At 66.4% G+C, this 15,483-nt stretch carries 19 protein-coding genes; 5 read left to right on the top strand and 14 right to left on the bottom strand.

The genetic code is table 11. The features are described from left to right. Positions 1 to 40: 40 nt before the first annotated feature. The 14 genes from NBY65_RS28985 to NBY65_RS28920 form a co-directional block, all read right to left on the bottom strand. Positions 41 to 871: a substrate-binding domain-containing protein gene (locus NBY65_RS28985; protein WP_203330572.1), complete on the bottom strand. Its 831-nt coding sequence runs from the start codon at positions 869 to 871 to the stop codon at positions 41 to 43. Continuing rightward, positions 868 to 1,356 (bottom strand): c-type cytochrome, methanol metabolism-related, encoded by a 489-nt coding sequence (locus NBY65_RS28980; protein WP_203330573.1) that lies wholly within the window; start codon positions 1,354 to 1,356, stop codon positions 868 to 870. Before NBY65_RS28980 ends, NBY65_RS28985 begins: the two co-directional genes overlap by 4 nt. A gap of 133 nt (positions 1,357 to 1,489) precedes the next feature. Next, positions 1,490 to 3,217 carry a lanthanide-dependent methanol dehydrogenase XoxF5 gene (gene xoxF5, locus NBY65_RS28975; protein ID WP_338110425.1) on the bottom strand — a complete coding sequence of 576 codons (1,728 nt, stop codon included), beginning with the start codon at positions 3,215 to 3,217 and terminating at the stop codon, positions 1,490 to 1,492. Between the two features lie 388 nt (positions 3,218 to 3,605). Next, positions 3,606 to 4,727 carry a pyrroloquinoline quinone biosynthesis protein PqqE gene (pqqE, locus tag NBY65_RS28970; RefSeq protein ID WP_150042386.1) on the bottom strand — a complete coding sequence of 374 codons (1,122 nt, stop codon included), beginning with the start codon at positions 4,725 to 4,727 and terminating at the stop codon, positions 3,606 to 3,608. Beyond that, a complete protein-coding gene (gene pqqD, locus NBY65_RS28965) occupies positions 4,724 to 4,999 on the bottom strand; it encodes a pyrroloquinoline quinone biosynthesis peptide chaperone PqqD (RefSeq protein ID WP_150042387.1) in 276 nt (91 codons plus the stop codon). The genes pqqE and pqqD overlap by 4 nt, the downstream gene beginning before the upstream one ends. A 2-nt stretch (positions 5,000 to 5,001) precedes the next feature. After that, positions 5,002 to 5,733, bottom strand: coding sequence for a pyrroloquinoline-quinone synthase PqqC (gene pqqC, locus NBY65_RS28960; RefSeq protein ID WP_150042388.1), 732 nt, complete (start codon positions 5,731 to 5,733; stop codon positions 5,002 to 5,004). Next, the gene (gene pqqB, locus NBY65_RS28955; protein ID WP_203330575.1) at positions 5,730 to 6,641 is read right to left on the bottom strand and encodes a pyrroloquinoline quinone biosynthesis protein PqqB; all 912 of its coding nucleotides are present in this window, start codon (positions 6,639 to 6,641) and stop codon (positions 5,730 to 5,732) included. Before pqqB ends, pqqC begins: the two co-directional genes overlap by 4 nt. A gap of 24 nt (positions 6,642 to 6,665) precedes the next feature. Continuing rightward, positions 6,666 to 6,902, bottom strand: coding sequence for a pyrroloquinoline quinone precursor peptide PqqA (gene pqqA / locus NBY65_RS28950; RefSeq protein WP_203330576.1), 237 nt, complete (start codon positions 6,900 to 6,902; stop codon positions 6,666 to 6,668). A 306-nt stretch (positions 6,903 to 7,208) separates the two neighbouring features. After that, positions 7,209 to 7,559 carry a hypothetical protein gene (locus tag NBY65_RS28945; protein ID WP_150042389.1) on the bottom strand — a complete coding sequence of 117 codons (351 nt, stop codon included), beginning with the start codon at positions 7,557 to 7,559 and terminating at the stop codon, positions 7,209 to 7,211. Between the two features lie 716 nt (positions 7,560 to 8,275). Further along, positions 8,276 to 8,938, bottom strand: coding sequence for a hypothetical protein (locus NBY65_RS28940; protein WP_150042390.1), 663 nt, complete (start codon positions 8,936 to 8,938; stop codon positions 8,276 to 8,278). Further along, complete coding sequence (locus NBY65_RS28935; protein ID WP_150042391.1) at positions 8,935 to 9,777, bottom strand: ABC transporter permease; 843 nt, start codon at positions 9,775 to 9,777, stop codon at positions 8,935 to 8,937. Before NBY65_RS28935 ends, NBY65_RS28940 begins: the two co-directional genes overlap by 4 nt. Beyond that, complete coding sequence (locus NBY65_RS28930) at positions 9,774 to 10,523, bottom strand: ABC transporter ATP-binding protein (protein ID WP_150042392.1); 750 nt, start codon at positions 10,521 to 10,523, stop codon at positions 9,774 to 9,776. The genes NBY65_RS28935 and NBY65_RS28930 overlap by 4 nt, the downstream gene beginning before the upstream one ends. Further along, a complete protein-coding gene (locus tag NBY65_RS28925; RefSeq protein ID WP_150042393.1) occupies positions 10,520 to 11,497 on the bottom strand; it encodes a PQQ-dependent catabolism-associated beta-propeller protein in 978 nt (325 codons plus the stop codon). Before NBY65_RS28925 ends, NBY65_RS28930 begins: the two co-directional genes overlap by 4 nt. After that, positions 11,494 to 12,630 (bottom strand): ABC transporter substrate-binding protein, encoded by a 1,137-nt coding sequence (locus NBY65_RS28920; RefSeq protein ID WP_239002893.1) that lies wholly within the window; start codon positions 12,628 to 12,630, stop codon positions 11,494 to 11,496. The genes NBY65_RS28925 and NBY65_RS28920 overlap by 4 nt, the downstream gene beginning before the upstream one ends. On the opposite strand from NBY65_RS28920, the gene NBY65_RS34275 reads away from it, so the two are divergent. The 5 genes from NBY65_RS34275 to folP all read left to right on the top strand — a co-directional run bounded on the left by NBY65_RS34275 (position 12,593) and on the right by folP (position 15,407). Beyond that, positions 12,593 to 13,222, top strand: a complete 630-nt coding sequence (locus NBY65_RS34275; protein ID WP_239002894.1) for a DUF3280 domain-containing protein — start codon at positions 12,593 to 12,595, stop codon at positions 13,220 to 13,222. The two genes, NBY65_RS28920 and NBY65_RS34275, sit on opposite strands and share 38 nt — an antisense overlap. 15 nt (positions 13,223 to 13,237) lie before the next feature. Then, the gene (locus NBY65_RS28910; RefSeq protein WP_150042394.1) at positions 13,238 to 13,621 is read left to right on the top strand and encodes a 4a-hydroxytetrahydrobiopterin dehydratase; all 384 of its coding nucleotides are present in this window, start codon (positions 13,238 to 13,240) and stop codon (positions 13,619 to 13,621) included. 11 nt (positions 13,622 to 13,632) lie between these two features. Next, entirely contained in the window at positions 13,633 to 13,878 is a 246-nt protein-coding gene (locus NBY65_RS28905; protein WP_150042395.1) for a hypothetical protein, read from the top strand. Positions 13,879 to 13,961: 83 nt separating this feature from the next. Beyond that, positions 13,962 to 14,348 (top strand): c-type cytochrome, encoded by a 387-nt coding sequence (locus NBY65_RS28900; RefSeq protein WP_239002895.1) that lies wholly within the window; start codon positions 13,962 to 13,964, stop codon positions 14,346 to 14,348. A gap of 30 nt (positions 14,349 to 14,378) precedes the next feature. Beyond that, positions 14,379 to 15,407, top strand: coding sequence for a dihydropteroate synthase (folP, locus tag NBY65_RS28895; RefSeq protein ID WP_150042396.1), 1,029 nt, complete (start codon positions 14,379 to 14,381; stop codon positions 15,405 to 15,407). Positions 15,408 to 15,483: the final 76 nt, after the last annotated feature.

Genomic DNA, 15,483 nt, shown 5'->3' with positions numbered 1-15,483 from the left:
TCATATCGTGCTGGTCGTGAACTGGGGCAGATGATCAACTTCATGGGGGCAGCGGTCTGTTGGCGTCGTCGAGCAATGGCACGCCGTACTCGGCCAGGATCCGGTTGATCTCCGGCTGGTTCTCGGCGATCAGCCGATTGAGTGTGCGCTTCCACGTCTGGTCGGTGTGCCGCACGCCCATGCCGATGCGGAACGTCATCTGCGCCCCTTGTTCCTTTAGCAGGGGGACAACCACGAGGCTCGGGGTCACGTGCCGCGCGTAATAGCCGGCCATCGGGCCCCACAGCACGCCGGCATCGATGCGACCCGCAGCGATATCCTCGACCATGGTCCGTGCCGGAGCCTCGACCCGCGTATCCACGGTCAATGGATAGGACCTGGCCAAACCCATCAGCCCGTTCCGCACCATCAGCGTCGCCGGAGGCGTGCCCGCGACCACGCCGATATGCTTGTCTCGCAACCGGACATCAGCGAGCGTGTCGATGCCGTCGAGACCGTTTCCCGCCCGATAGACCAGGGCATAGGTGGTGCGGTAATACGGATTCGTAGTCTGCATGACGGAATCGCCGACCGCGACGCCCATCACCACGTCGCATCGTAACGCTGCCAGCGTGTTGCGCACGAAGCCGATTACCTGCGGATGGTAGGTGTAACTGACCGGCTCACCAAGCTTGCCCGCCAGCAATGCGGCCAGCCGGTTTTCGAACCCTTCCTGCCCGGAATCGGAGAATGGCAGGTTATGGGGGGCGGCGCAGACGCGGAACACGTGCGGGTCGACCAGTTCGACCGACGCGCCCAGCCCCGGCGCCTGGGCGAGGGCCGGTGCGGCCAGCGCGAATCCCACCGCAACCGCGGCCAGCCTGCGTGTCATCCCATGCATTCGTTCTCCGCCTTCACGTAGCTTGCGGGCTTCGGGGCATGCTGGGCCGGTCGGCCGCGCCCCAGCGCACCATCGGCGCGGGCGCGCAGATACACGTAGATGGAATCGACGTAGCACATCACGTTGCGATCGCCGCCAAGCGCGGGCATCACCAGTGTCTGGGCCGCGTTCACGTCCTGCTTGCCACCGGCAACGGTCGAGAAGAAGTCAGAGTAGCCAAGCCGCTTCAGCGATTCCACCAAGGCGGGGCCATAGCTCGATCCCATGCCATCGGGGCCGTGACACCGCAGGCATTCGGCCGAATAGCGGACGAAGCCGGAATAGGTGTACCAATCGACCTCGCCGCCCTTGCCGATCTGGTAGGTCGGGTTGCCGTTCTTGTCGACGTATTTGCCGTCATCCGACCGTATCGGGGTCGGATCGCCCGGCGGCTCGGCCTTGGCCAGGGGCGTGCCTGCCAGAAGGGAAGCGGCCAATGCCGCCGGCGCCGTACAACGCCACAGTCGCTCTATCAAAGCCACCTCGATCGCAAAGGAGATCCGGCCGGCGCCGCGGCAATGCCAACGGTGCCGGCCGAAGACAGGAAGAAACGCCGTGCCGCCGCTTGCCTCAGTTGGCCGGCAGCCTGAACACCGTGAGCGTGCCGCCCAGCGCGGTGAAATTGTTCAGCGACGCATAGCCGCCAACGGCACCGAGCCCGGCATGTGGATCGGTCAGGCCAGCGGCGAGTCCGATGCCGGCCCAGCCGCCGACCCCGGACAGGACGGCGACGTATTGCCTGCCGCCATGCTCGTAGCTGATGACGTTGCCGATGATGCCGGACGGCGTCTTGAACCTGTACAGCTCCTTGCCGGTGCTGGCGTCCACCGCCTTCAGATAGCCTTCCAGCGTCCCGTAGAACACGACGCCGCCCTTGGTGGCGAGCGCCCCCGACCACACCGAGAAAGGCTCGGGCAGCGACCAGACGATCTTGCCGGCCCGTGCATCCCAGGCGATGAAGTTGCCCATGTTGCTGCTGCCCGGCGGCGGATACATCGACAGGGTCGCACCGACATAAGGCTGTCCCGCCGTGTAGGCCACCCGGAACGGCTCGTAATCCATGCAGACGTGGTTGGTGGGCACGTAGAACAGGCCGGTGACCGGGGAGTAGGCGGCCGGCTGCTGGTCCTTGGTGCCGAGGGCGGCCGGGCAGATGCCGGTGGTGTTGGTGTCCTCGCCGTTCTGCGCCGTCGAGTATTTCGGTACCACCAACGGGCGCCCATAGGTCGGGCTGTTGCGGTCCATGTCGACCTTGGTGGCCCAGTTCACTGCCGGGTCGTATTTCTCCGCCACCAGCAATTCGCCATTGATGCGATCCAGGGTGTAGGCGAAGCCGTTGCGATCGAAATGGACCAGCAGCTTGCGCGGCCGGCCATTGATCTCCTGATCGGCCAGGATCATCTCGTTGACGCCGTCGAAATCCCATTCGTCATGCGGCGTCATCTGATAGACCCATTTGGCCATGCCGGTGTCGGCGTCACGGGCGAAGATGGTCATCGACCACTTGTTGTCGCCGGGCCGCTGTCTTGGATTCCAGGTCGAGGGATTGCCGGTCCCATAATAAATCAGATTGAGCTCGGGATCGTAGGCATGCCAGCCCCAGGTCGTGCCACCGCCGATCTTCCACTGGTCGCCTTCCCAGCTCTTCAGGCTGGAATCGGCACCGATCGGCTTGCCAAGCTGCGTGGTCTTCTGCGGATCGATCATGACCTCTTTGTCTGGCCCGACCGAAAAGGCGCGCCAGACCTGCCTGCCGTCAGCGACCGAATAGGCGGCGAACCAGCCGCGCACGCCGAACTCGCCGCCGGAGACGCCGACATAGACCTTGTCCTTGATCACGATCGGCGCCGAGGTGCCGGTCTCCCCCTGGCCCGGATCACCGGTCTTCACCGACCAGGCAACCTTGCCGGTCTTGGCGTCGAGTGCGACCAGCCCGGTATCGGCCTGGTGCAGGAAGATCTTGCCGTCACCGTAGGCCACGCCGCGGTTGACGGTGTCGCAGCACATGATCGGGATGACGTTCGGATCCTGCTTGGGCTCGTATTTCCACAGGATCTTGCCATCGTTGTTCAGGTCGAGCGCGTAGACGATGTTGGGGAATGGGGTGTGCACGTACATGACGTCCCCCAGCACCAGCGGCCCGCCTTCATGGCCTCGCAACACCCCGGTCGAGAAGCTCCAGGCGACCTGCAGCCGGCCGGCGTTCTCGGGGGTGATCTGATCAAGGGCCGAGTAACGCTGGTTGTCATAGGTGATCGTCGGCATGATCACATTGGCCGGGTTGGCCTGCAGCTTCACGAGATCTTGCGCCGGCGCGGATCCGCTGCCCCCGATTAAGCTCACCATCAAGGTCGCGAGAATGGTGCCGGTTGACAGGGATTTCCTGGACACGACGTGCATTGGTTTCCTCCCGTTTTGATTTATTTCGCTTACGACACGGCGGCACGCAATCGGGCCTGTCCGGCATTCGTCACAAGCTCGGCTGGGAAGAGCGGCTGCGGCACCATGTGATGGCGGCGCCCGATCGCTGATCCTGCGAATCGGCGCCACCTTCGAGGAAACCCGCCCTTCCCACCTGCGGGTGTCATTGAAGCCGGAAGCAGCGAAAACTATTCAGCGATCAGGCCGGTCGGCAAGAGCTTTTCTCTTCCCGGAACTGCGAGCCGGCTCGTGATACTTGGCGTGTTCAGCGAGCCGGAACGGGAGCAGCCGCACGCCCCCGCCAGTCATAGTGCGGGGTCCCGCCTGTCGAATCCTGCCCGGCCAGAAGCCGCATCAGCGCATGGTCGGGGGAGCGCTCGCAGGCCGGGTCGGTCGCGGCGGCATCGCCGGTAATCGCCAGGGCCTGGCAGCGGCAACCGCCGAAATCGATCTCCCGCCGGTCACAGGAACGGCAGGGCTCAGGCATCCAGTCAGTGCCGCGGAATGCCTGGAATGCCGGCGACCGCTCCCAGATTTCCGCAAGGGGTCGCTCGCGCACCGACCAGAATTCCAGACCCGGGATGGTCTCGGCGGCATGGCAGGGCAGCACGCGTCCGGAGGGGGTGACATTCAGGGAGCGGCGTCCCCACCCGCCCATGCAGGGCTTGGGCCAGCGTGCGTAGTAATCAGGGACCACAAGGTCGATGGCCAGCCGGCCCTCGTACTGCACCCGCAACTGCGCGAGGCTCGCCATCGCCTGCTCGACCTGTGCCCATGTCGGCATCAGGGCGGCACGATTGCGCAGGGCCCAGCCATGATACTGCGCATGGGCGATCTCGATGCGGCCGGCGCCGAGCGAAGCCGCCAGGCCGACCAGGCCAGCCAGGTTTCCGATATTGGCGCGATGGATCACCGCGTTCACCGTCAGGGCCAGGCCCAGCTCCACCACGCGATGGGCCAGCGTCAGCTTGCGGCGATGGGCGCCCGGGTAGTCGGCGATATGATCCGCGCTGCCGGCATCGACGTCCTGCAGCGAGATTTGCACGTGGTCGAGGCCGACGCCCCGCAGCCGGTCAAGCCGTGTGGCGTCGAGCCCGACCGCCGAGGTGATAAGGTTGGTGTAGAGCCCGGCCGCGTGTGCCGCGCCGGCGATCTCCACCAGGTCACGCCGGGCGGCGGGCTCGCCGCCGGAGAGGTGCACCTGCAGCACGCCGAGCCCGGCGGCCTCGGTGAACACGCGCGCCCACTCTCCCGCCGTCAACTCCCCTGCCTGTGGCTCGAGCGCCGTTGGATTCGAGCAGTAGGGGCAGGCCAGCGGGCAACGATGTGTCAGCTCGGCGAGCAGGCCAAGCGGAGCCGGAAGCGCCGGCGGCGGGGCGGCGGTCATGGCGCCAGCAGGCGGCGGCTGGCGAGATCGGCGAGCAGGTCGCACACATCCGCCGCGATCACCTCGCGCTCGGCCGCATAAAGCCCGGCGAGCTCGTCGATGATCTGGCCGATGCTGCGGCTGCCGTCGCAGCGTTGCAGGATCTCGCTGGCCGGACCTTCCGCTTCGATGACGCGTTCGGGGCCGAGCAGCACCCAGGCATTGCGCGTGCGGTCGAAATGCAGGCGCACGCCGGGGGCGAGGCGGGGACGGTCGGGCAGGTCGACGGACACGCTCAGCCCTCCGGCACGAAGGCGCCTGGCGGTATCAGGCCGGGCGAGACATAGGCGTGATGCAGCGCGTCCAGCATGCTCCACAGCACGTCGCACTTGAAGGTCAGCGTGTCGATCACGGCCTGTTGCTGTTCGGGGGTGCGCGCATGTCGCTTCACGTAATCGAGCGCGAAATGCGCGTCGCGCCGGGCCTGCGGTGGGCGCTTGGCGAAGTAAGACAGGGTTTCCGGCGTGATGTAGTCGTAATGCGCCAGCATGCCTTCCATCCGCTCGGAGATGATCTGTGGCGAGAACATCTCGGTCAGGCAGGAGGCCACTGCTTCCAGCAGGCTGCGCTCGCGCACGAAATGGACATAGGCCTGCACCGCGAAGCGGGTCGTGGGCAGCAGGGCACGTGTCGAGGTCACCAGCTCCCGGGCGAGGCCGAGACCGTCGGTCAGCTTCAGCCAGCGCTCGATTCCGCCTGGATGCGTGTCGGTGCCGTCATGGTCCTCCAGGCGCCTGCGCCATTCCCGTCGCAGCACCGGGTCCTCGCAGCGTCCTATCAGCGAAGCATCCTTCAGCGGAATCATCGACTGGTAGTAGTAGCGATTGAGGGCCCAGGCCTGAACCTGGGCCTTGCTGCTGCGCCCGCTGTGCAGCATGCGGTGGAAGGGGTGCAGGTTGTGATAGCGCGCTGCTCCCAGCTCGCGCAGGCGGGATTCCAGTTCGTCAGGCGTGAGCAGACGGGTCATATCTGAACCTGCATTCCGTCATATGCGATTTCAAAACCGGCGGCTTCGGCCATTCGCCGCTCCGGCGAATCGGCCAGCAGGATCGGGTTGGTGTTGTTGATGTGATAGAAGATGCGCCGCCCCGGCAGGTCGCGCAGGCGGGACAAGGAACCCGCTTCGCCGTCGATGCAGACATGGCCCATCCGTTGCCCGGTCTTCACGCCGACGCCGGCGGAGATCATCTCGTCATCGGTGAACAGCGTGCCGTCGAAGAACAGAGCATCGGTGTCGCGCAGCGCCGCCCGCACCGGCCCGGTAATTTCGGCACAGGCCGGGGCGACGACGATGCGCCGTCCGGCGGCGTCGAGCCGCACGGCATAGGTCGGTCCCGGCTCTGGCTGGCTCGCCTGGCGATCTTCCAGGTAGAGCGGGACTTTCCCTGGCATCGGCAGCACCGTCATGGTGATCCCGGCGCACGCGACAGACGTATGCGGCGGCAGCGGAATGCGTCGCACCAGACTGGGATCCAGCACATCGAAGACCCGATTGCTCCCCAGCACCTCGAGGATGGCAGGGGGGGCGTAGATGTCGAAGGCCTGGCTTTCCCGCAGTGTCAGCAACCCGGCGATGCCGTCAATATCAGCGCTGATCAGCAGCACGGCTGTAATCGGAGTGTCACGCCCGTCGCCCCGTGGCGCCAGTGACGGTGTGGCAGTCAACTGCTGCCGCAGATCCGGTGACGCACCGATCAGCACCCAGTTCCTGCCATTTGCCGTCACGGCCATGCCGGCCTGGGTCGCGGGCCGGACCCGTGCATCCCCGGCCCTGGCCAGACAGCAAAGCCGGCAGGCACAGTTCCATTGCGGGAACCCGCCGCCGGCTGCCGCGCCAAGGACCAAAGCCGTCAGTGTCGCGGTCTGCTCACCCATCCCCCGTATCAGGCCGATGGAACCTCAGAGCTGCCCGGGCAGATAGCCGTTGATCTCCATGCCGATGCAGATCTCGCGGAGTTTCGGACGCGTCCAGGTCATGATGGAGGTCTCCTCTGCCTTTTGGCCTGTTGTTATGGACGGTGTTGACGCATGCTGGTTGCGGAACGCCTGCGCGTGCGAAAGCGTAGCAGTGCCGGATGATCCCGTCCAGAAGCTGACTGAACGCGGGAAGAAGGACCAGTTTCTGTTCTTCCCCATGGCGGGTGGTGTCTCGGATATCGTGTTTCCGCGGTCGCAGCAGACGCGCCGGCATTGATGTCACGCTGCGCGGCATGCGCGGCGCCGGGATCCATCATCATCACATCTTCGGCACTGCCGCGGGCCGCCGCACAGGCGTCGGTGCAGCCGGGTCCCGATCGCCGGGAATTCGCAGCGGCGCTTCTTCTTTTGGCGTAACGGTGCGCGGATGTTCCGGGCGAAGTCGCGGATAGCGAAGCCCGGTTGTTCAGCGGGGAATGGCCGATTGAGCCTGCCGGCACCTGAGGTCCGGCCGCGAGGATTTGTTCAGAAGCAGCGTACCTCGGCTTCCGCCTGGGCCTCGTCCAGATCGCGCACGATGTCATTGCTGATGCCCGTACGAAACTGCTGGGCGAGGTAGCCACCCACATCCCGGCGCATCCGCAGCACCGTCTCGGCCGCCTCGTAGCGGTCACGCGGCAGCAGCGAGGCGATGACATCGATGGCGCAGGCGCAGCGCTGCAGAGCGTCCCTGGTGCCACCGTTCACGGCCATGCAGGTGAAGACGTATTCCGCACGCGTGGCCGTGGAGTAGTCGGTGGGAGCATCGGGTCGGTCCGCCCGCAAGAGCGTCGGCGGCACCAGGACAAGCACAGCCGCCAGCAGCAGCCTTCGCATCGCGGTCTCCTTCGCATGGACAGGGGAGGACAGGCTACCGTGCGGGCTGATCCGGCCCCTTCTCAATCCTTCGCTCAAGCGGAGTGTGCCATCCGCATACCGGCCCCGCACTGGTGCGCCGTACGTCCACAACAGAGCAGATGGGACGGACAGGAAGGATGGAAGAAAATCGACGGCATACGCTCGACGGCGCGAATGGCTTCGCGCTTGAGACGCCAATGCGTGCCAATACCGGGGCCGGTCGCTCGGGGTGCGCCGGTGCGGTGGTGCCGGAGGCGGGTGACCGGACGACCTGACCTTCCATCGGCAACCATGCGCATCGGCCCGACGTTCTTTCCGAAATGTCGGCGGAATCTTGAATTCTGCTGCGGAAGGGGGGCAGCCGATAGTGAAGGGCAGGCGATGCAGTCCGGTTTTCGTGGCTGTCATGATGCTGGTTTTGCCGGTTGCTGGCGCCCGTGCTGAAAGCCCCGGCCAGGGCGTGACCTCCGGACCGGCGTCCGGCAATCCTTCGGCGGCGGCGGGAAACAGCACCGGGCAGGGCACTGCCAGCGTGCAGGGCACGCCCGATAACAAATCAGGGCCGTCAACCCGGACAGACGGTCAGCAAGGCGTTGCCAACACCAGCCAGCCCGATGCCAAGGGGATCGGGGCGAAACCGGGAACCGAGGGCGGACCGAGCCCTCGTTGATGCCGTCACGCCGTCGGTTCGCGGGTCAGGGCATCTTTCCGGAGGGGGCAGCCTCTGTCGCGGGATGGTCGAGCGCATCCTGCAGCAGACGGGTCAGTGCGAACAGCCGCTGTTCGATCCGGCCAGGTACGTCGCAAACCGAGGCCAGCATTTGCCGGCGTTGATCGAAAACCCGTGCCTGCCACTCCACCTGTTGCCGCAAGGGATCAATCGCGCCAGCTTCACCAGCAGGCCCCGCAGGACTTCCGTGCAGCTTCTCCACCGCTTCCCGCAACTCCACGGCGAGGGCTTTTTGTCGTCGACCGAAGCGTTCCAGTCCGCTCAGGACACTGTCACGCTGCTGGTTCATCACCTCGAACAGCCCGACCAGCAACGAAAGTAGTTGTTGCCGCCGCTGAGCGCCGGCTCGGAGGGCGAAATCCTGGATATCTGCCTTCGCCTGGTCCAGCGGCAGGCGTCGCTCCGCCAGCCGGCGCACGGTTTCCGCCACGGTGGCGTCCGCCTGCCATCCGGCCGCTTCCGGGGCGGGGGATGGCCCAGCCCACATCGCGGCAAGCGACATCTCCGGCACCTTGATCTGCTGGCAGGGCCAATCGGGATCCTGTGTCCTTGGGGGGGCAGCCGGGGTTGCGCCAGTGGCGGCCAGCACGGCGGCCACGGTCACGAAGCTGCGAAGCCATCCGCTCATGCATCGCCTCCGCTGCGGCGTGCGATCAGCCCGCGCGCGGGGTCATAGGCCAGGATGGCGCCGGTGGTGAATACGACGGTTATTCCCATCACGACCGCCAGCGACAGCCAGTCCACTTCCACGTACAGGGCGAAGCGAATCAATTCGACCGCATAGGTGAAGGGATTGATCCGGCAGATCAGGTGCACCACCGGGCTCGATTGCTGCACCAGCCAGAGCGGATAGAGCGCCGAGGAGGCGAAGAACATCGGGAAGATGACGAAGTTCATGACCCCTGCGAAGTTCTCGAGCTGCCGGATCATCGAGGACAACAGCATGCCCATCGCCCCGAGCATGACCCCGGACAGAGCCAGGGCCGGCAGGACCGTGATATAGCCGGGCAGGGGCGGCTCGATCTCCCAGGCCCAGGCGATGGCCAGGAAGACATAGGCCTGCAGGATCGACACCACGGTGCTGGCCAGCAACCTGCCGCTCAGCAGGAACCAGCGTGGAAACGGGCTCACCAGCAGCATGCGCATATGGCCCATCTCCCGGTCATAGACCATCGACAGCGAGGACTGCATGCCATTGAAGAGCTGGATCATCGCGATCAGCCCGGGGGTGACGTAGACCTCGTACAGCACATAGGTCTGGTACGGCGGGATAATGGACACGCCGAGGATCTGTCGGAATCCGGCGGCAAAGATGAACAGCCATACCAGTGGCCGCACCAGTGCCGAGACGAAGCGCCCCCGCTGCTGCAGGAAGCGCAGCGCCTCCCGCCAGATGATGCCGCGCAGGCAGATCATGTACTGGCCAGTGCGGAAGCCACGCGGGGGGATGTGTTCATGGGAGGTCATGGCGCATCGTCCTGCCCGTCGCAGGTCAGGCGCATGAACGCCTCGCGCAGGTCCGTCGCTCCCGCGGCGACCTCCCCGGCCTCGCCCGCCGCCACGACCCGTCCCCGGTGCAGTACCACCACGGCATCGCCCGGGTCGATCTCGTCCAGCAGATGGGTCGCCCACAACACGGCGACCCCCCGGTTTTGCACCAGATCGCGGACGTGTCGCAGGATGCTCCTGCGGGAGGCGACATCGAGGCCGACCGTCGGCTCGTCCAGCACCAGCAGGCGCGGCGCGTGCAGCAGGGCCCGTGCGATTTCCACGCGCCGCATCTGCCCCCCCGACAACAGCCGCGCCCGGTCCCGCGCCCGGACAAGCAGCTCCACATCCCGCAGCACCGCCTCGGCCCGTGCCCGCGCCTCGCGCCCGCCGATGCCATGCAGCGCCGCGTGATAGAGCAGGTTGTCCATGACCGAAAGGTCGAGGTCGAGCGTGCGTGCCTGGAACACCACGCCCAGCCGGCGCAGCGCCTCGCCCGGTTCGCGCGCCACCGGGTGGCCGAGCACCTGGATGCTGCCCTGCCTGGTGTGGAACAGCCGTGTCACCAGGGAGAATAGCGTGGTCTTGCCGGCGCCGTTCAGCCCGAGCAGCGCGGTGAAGCGCGATTGCGGCACCGTCAGCGTCACGTCCCGCAACGCCGGACGGGAGCCATAGCTATGGCTCACCTTCTCGACCATGAGCGCCGGTGGGCCTGGCGGGGTCATTGCGGCGCGACGACCACTCCCCAGGGCAGGCGCCCGACCGGGATCGACTTCACGACCCTCAAGGCCCCGACATCGATGACGGAGATGTCGTTGGACAGGCCGTTCGTGGTGAGGAGGTATTTCCCATCCGGCGTGAAGGCCATCTGCCAGACACGTTGCCCCACCAGCAGGTACTTCTTCACCTCGTAGCTTCCGGTATCCACCACGGCGACACGGTTCGCCGGTCCAAGCGCGACGAAGGCCAGCGAATCATCCGGGGCGAAGCGGAGGCCCACCGGCTGGATCGCTTCCGCCCGCAGCCCCGGTACCGTGAAGGCGATCCTGTGAGTCACCGCGTGCCGGGTCGGATCGATCACGCTCACGGTGCCGCCGAGTTCCGCGGACACCCAGACCTCCCGCCCGTCATGCCGGTACTGGGCGATGCGTGGCCTGGCATCGACCAGCACGCTGGCCACCATCCGCTGACTGGCGACATCGAAGAAATGCGCCATGTTGGTCGTCTCGGAGGTGTTGACGATGGTGCGGCCGTCCGGGCTCACTTCCATGCCCTCCGGTTCCACGCCCGTCGATATCTGCGCCAGCATCTGGCGCTTGGCGACGTCGATGATCGTCACCATGTTGTCGTTCTCGTTGGAGACGAACAGCGGGTTGCCGGAGACATGCAGCACGAAGGTCTCCGGATCGGGGCCGGATGGCAACGTGCCTGTGATCGCCAATGTCTTCGGGTCGATGATCTGGATGATGTCGTCGTCGCTGGCGCACAGCAGGATCTCGCGACCATCGGGTGTCATGGTGATGCCGCGGGGGCGCTGGCCGACCGGAACGGTCTTCACCGTCTTCATCTGGTCGAGGTCGACGACGCTGATGGTATTGTCGCGTTCGTTGCTGACATAGGCAATGAAGGCCCTGGCCGGCAAGGCGGGCAGCGTCGTGGCCAGAAGCAGCACGGCGGTTCGTAGCGCCTTTCGAATCATGGCAATTTGCACCGTGTTTCCGGTCGATCGACACCAAGCGTGTCGAGTTCATTCACCTGATGCAGGAAGCCGGGTTGCGGCGAGACGGACACGACGTTACGGCCGTCGGACAGCAGGATTGGCTGCCGCAACTGCCCGTTCCAGGCGCGCAGTGTCAGCTTCTGCCCCTTGTGGGCGCCCACGCCGAAATCCGGCGACCGCAACTGGCCGATCAGCTTCTGCGGTTCCGCGCCGCCGCGGCTCGCGGCCTCGCCGATCAGGCGCATGGCGGTCCAGGCCTGCATGTCGAGCGGAGTCATGCCACGGTGGAACATGCGCCGAAAGCGATCCTGCACCTGCGTGCCGCCCCAGGATTCGCTCGATGCATCCCAGGTCACCGGGCGCAACCCGGCCGATCCCGCCACCGGTCGCGGGTCCCAGGTGCGGTAGGGCAGATAGCCGGCGAACACCTCGTTCTCGTCGGCGGCGACCAGGACATCGTACTCCGGCAGGCCCTGGGTGAAGACCGGCATCTGCTGCTGCGTCTGCAACAGGCCCGTGTCGGTCTGCCGGGAGCCTCCGGTATCCTTGTAGATGATCTCCTTGACGATGCGCGCACCGAAGCGCTGCGCTGCACGGCGATAGGCATCGGCCAGCAGCGCATCGTCCGGATGCGATCCCGCCGCCAGCACCCAGCGCGACCATTTCTTCCAGACCAGGTACTGCGCCAGCGCGTCGGCCAGCATGCTGCGCGACGGGGCCACATGGATCACCGCGGCACTGCAGTTCTCTTCGCGCAGGGCGTCGTCCGGCGCGGCGATGTTGAACAGGGTGATTCCCCGCTGCGATGCCACGGGGGCAAGCTGCAGGATGGTGGGCGCCGGGGCATCGGTCAGCACCAGTCCGATGCCGTCATCGGCCAGCCGGTTCAGCGCACCAACGACGTCGTCACCGGCGCGCACCGGGATGGTCTGCCACTCGTAGCGTTGGCCGATGAAGCTTCCGGTGCTGTTGTTGTCGGCCAGTGCCAGTCGTGCCCCGGCCAGCCCATCGTCGGCGGCCGGTCGATCGAGCAGGGAGATGGCCAGCCGCGGCTCCGTCCAGCGGAGATAGCCGATGTGGATCACCGCCTCGGCCCGGGCCGGTGCGGCCACGAATCCCATCAACGCCATTCCGGTGATGGCGGTCCGTCTGCCGATGACGTTGTCGGCGGTGCGGTCTGGACGTTTCATTGAGACCAGGATGAACAGCCATCCGGCCGCGTTCAAGGGCCGCAGGACCAAAGGGAGCGTGATGGACAGGGCAGGGGAGGGAAAATCCGGTGAACGATGGCTGGCCCTGCCCGGCGTCATCACGACGCTGACGTCTTTGCAGGCACAGGCGAAGCCGTTGCGGACCGCAGTGTTCGACGTCGAGTTCGTCGACACCAGCCTGGAAGGGGAAATCCATGGCCCGCGGCCGGAGGAAAGGGAGCGACTGATCCGCATGGATGCACAACTGCGCGATCGTCGATATCCGCGGCAACACCAACGAGTCCTGGGCGCGGGGACTGCGCTTCCTGCTGCGCAACCGTCTGCTTGCCGGCGACTGGTCGGCGCCGCGGTGACGAATGGTCGTGGCTGCCAGGGCAGGGTGCGGGATCCATCGCGCTTGTCCATTGCGCATCGCGCGCAGCATAGTCATCCGAGCCCGCATGACGCCGCAACCGTCACCGCCCCACCTGGCCGGGATCACGGGGCGGGATAAGAACAGGAGGGATGGATGGCGGATCGCCCTAAGGAGCGCGTGTACAAGGACGCCGAACTACAGCAACTTCTGCGCGAACGCCTGCCGCACTGGCGGTTCGAGCAAGGCCATATCTGCCGTGCTTATCGGACGGCATCCTGGAAGGCCACGCTGATGGTTGTCAACACCATCGGCCATCTCGCCGAGGCGGCGTGGCATCATCCCGACCTTGCCGTGTCCTATGCAACCGTCGAGGTCAGGCTGATGACCCACACGGCCAAGGGCATTACCGACAAGGACCTCGAACTCGCGGCGAAGATCGAGGAGGTGATCCAGTGGCAGCCCGCCCGGGCGGGGGGTGCCCTGGAGGGCACGCCGGAGGGCGACGAGCGGTTCGCCTATATCACGTACGATGACTGACGCCTGCCGTCATGGACCTTGTCGACCTGATCCTGCTCGCCTGCCTGCTGACCGATCCCGGAATCTGCCGGGAACATCACGTCCTGCTGCAATCCACCGCCTCGTTGCGATCCTGTACGATGCAGGCACCGGCCTTCCTGGCGCAATGGTCGGGGGCTCACCCCGGCTGGCGGGTGGTGCGCTGGCATTGCGACTGGCCCGATCACGAGGGACGGAGCACGGATCTCTCGAGGCGTCCTGCCGGGGCGACGCTTTGACAGGTCACGGTGGCGGATGCTGAAACGCATGGCGTTTGCAGCAAGCGATGATGTGCCCCGCAGAGGGCCACAAGGGAGGTTGCGTGATTCGCATCGGTCTTCTGGCGACCCTGTTGATGGTCGCGTCCGCCATGGCTGCCCGTGCCCAGGATGCGGCGGCCGGGGAGAAGGATTTCGTGGTCTGCCGCTCCTGTCACCAGATCGGCCCGACCGCGAAGAACGCCGTCGGCCCGGTGCTGAACGGCGTGGTCGGCCGCAAGGCCGGCACGATTCCGGGCTTCAGCTATTCCGAGGCCAACCGCAATTCCGGCCTGACCTGGACGCCCGAGGAACTGGACAAGTACCTCACTTCGCCGCAAACCGTGGTTCCCCGCACGAAAATGATCTTCCCGGGAATCAAGGATGAGACGAAGCGCAAGAATATCATTGCCTTCCTGGAGCAATACGGTCCGGACGGAAACAGGAAGTAGTCGGCCGGGTGCCGCCGGGCGGCACGACCGATGCGCCTGATCGAGCCCCTCGGCCTGCTCGAGGGCGAGGCGGCCCGGCAGGCGATCGGCGAGGGCCGGGCGCTGAGGCTGGCGGGGGGCGGTGCCTTCACCCTGGCCCGCCTGATCGATGGCGATTCAAGGCGCCTCGTGGCGGCCACGGACCTGCCCGCCGACTGGCATGACCTTGCCACCCGGCTTGGCACCACCCCGCCCGACTGGGCCGGGTTTGGTGCCGTGCCGGTGGTCATGGGCATCGTCAATGTCACCCCGGACAGTTTCAGCGATGGCGGCGACCGTTTCGACCCCGGCCGCGCCTGCGCCGCGGGACGGGAGATGGTGGAAGCGGGGGCCGGCATCCTCGACATCGGCGGCGAGAGCACGCGGCCCGGCTCCGCCCCCGTGTCGCCGGAGCAGGAACAGGCCCGTATCCTGCCGGTGATCCGCGGCCTGCGCGATCTCGGGGTGCCGATTTCGGTCGACACACGCCACGCATCCACCATGGCGGCCGCGCTCGATGCCGGGGCCGCCATCATCAACGACGTCTCGGCGCTGGCCCACGATCCCCGAGCGCTTGCCGTGGTCGCCGGCCATGGCGCCCCCGTGGTGCTGATGCATATGCGCGGCACCCCCGACACCATGGCCTCGCTTGCCCAGTACCAGGATGTCGCGGTGACGGTGACGCGGGAACTCGCCGCCCGTGTCGCCGCGGCGGAGGCGGCCGGCATTCCCCGCGCCCGGATCGTGCTCGATCCCGGGATCGGCTTTGCCAAGGACCTCGGCCATAACCTGGAGACGCTGCGGCGCCTGCCGCTGCTGCTCAATCTTGGCTGCCGCCTTCTGGTCGGGGTGTCGCGGAAATCCTTCATCGGCGGGGTCGTCGGCGGCATTCCCCCGAAGCAGCGCGATCCCGGATCACTGGCGGCGGCGTTGTTCGCGCTGGCACGCGGGGCCTCGATCCTGCGGGTGCACGATGTCGCGGCGACGGTGCAGGCGGTGCGCGTCTGGCAGGCGCTGTCGACCGGCCTGCCGCCGCACTGATCCGCGTGCCGACGGGGGGCGGGTTTCGCCTGCCCCTCTGGCCCCGCTCTTGCTAAACCGGCCCGGGGGCTGCCGC

It is taken from the genome of Rhodovastum atsumiense, from assembly GCF_937425535.1.
GTDB classification, from domain to species: Bacteria; Pseudomonadota; Alphaproteobacteria; order Acetobacterales; family Acetobacteraceae; genus Rhodovastum; species Rhodovastum atsumiense.
This window is presented reverse-complemented; position numbering and strand designations above follow the sequence as displayed.